The sequence below is a fragment of the Staphylococcus simulans genome (assembly GCF_002902285.1).
GTDB classification, from domain to species: Bacteria; Bacillota; Bacilli; order Staphylococcales; family Staphylococcaceae; genus Staphylococcus; species Staphylococcus simulans.
In genome coordinates this window covers 11667-12224 of record NZ_PPRU01000044.1, presented here as the reverse complement: position 1 = coordinate 12224, position 558 = coordinate 11667, and the positions used below count along the sequence as shown (strand labels likewise).

Sequence of the window (558 nt, the reverse complement as noted above, 5' to 3'; positions counted from 1 at the left end):
TCAAAGAAACCACAATCAGTCATTCTGATGGACATACATCGATTAGTAAGACACCCAAAGTTACTGGTAAAGGACAACAATATTTTATTAACAAATTTTTGAACGAAAAACAAAACAATTAAAGGAGGAAACCACATGCAAGAGCAAAAATTAAGTAGAAATCAAATTTTTAAGGTTTATACATTGAAAGAACAAGCATTCGAAGAATTTTACTCACAAGAACACCAAGAGTTAGCTAATGAAATTCTTCAAGCAATAAAGAAAAAAGAACCAACGTATGAGGAAGCATACGCGGTCCTAAATCTTGTTCATGCAAAGTTACAATTCGAATCTAATTTTGTTCATGTTTTACCAAATGTAAAGAAATGAATTCTAAATCATCATCAATTTTTATGATTGGTATATTCCAGCTTTTATCTAGAGATTGGATGTTGTATGCATAATCAGAGCAATTCATATCAAATTCGTAAAAATCATTATTTTCTAAAAGATAAAGCATTAAATAATTAGTTTCTTGGTTTTTGTAATGATTTATCAACTGCTTAAATTTGAATTTTC

Annotated in this window: 2 protein-coding genes and 1 pseudogene; 2 read left to right on the top strand and 1 reads right to left on the bottom strand. The window is 28.5% G+C overall.

From position 1 onward, the window contains the following. Both CD112_RS10175 and CD112_RS10170 read left to right on the top strand, forming a co-directional pair. A partial coding sequence (locus CD112_RS10175; RefSeq protein ID WP_180991555.1) for a phage antirepressor KilAC domain-containing protein occupies positions 1–122 on the top strand: 122 nt, incomplete at its 5' end. A 13-nt stretch (positions 123–135) separates the two neighbouring features. Continuing rightward, complete coding sequence (locus tag CD112_RS10170) at positions 136–369, top strand: hypothetical protein (RefSeq protein ID WP_103364251.1); 234 nt, start codon at positions 136–138, stop codon at positions 367–369. Here CD112_RS10170 and CD112_RS13705 read toward each other — a convergent pair. Next, positions 332–558, bottom strand: a pseudogene (locus CD112_RS13705) (hypothetical protein); the annotation flags it as partial. The gene CD112_RS10170 and the pseudogene CD112_RS13705 sit on opposite strands and share 38 nt — an antisense overlap.

What these genes read in the sequence shown, in the direction of transcription:
- CD112_RS10170 (WP_103364251.1), top strand. Translation starts at nt 136, where the DNA reads ATGCAAGAGCAAAAATTAAGTAGAAATCAAATTTTTAAGGTTTATACA.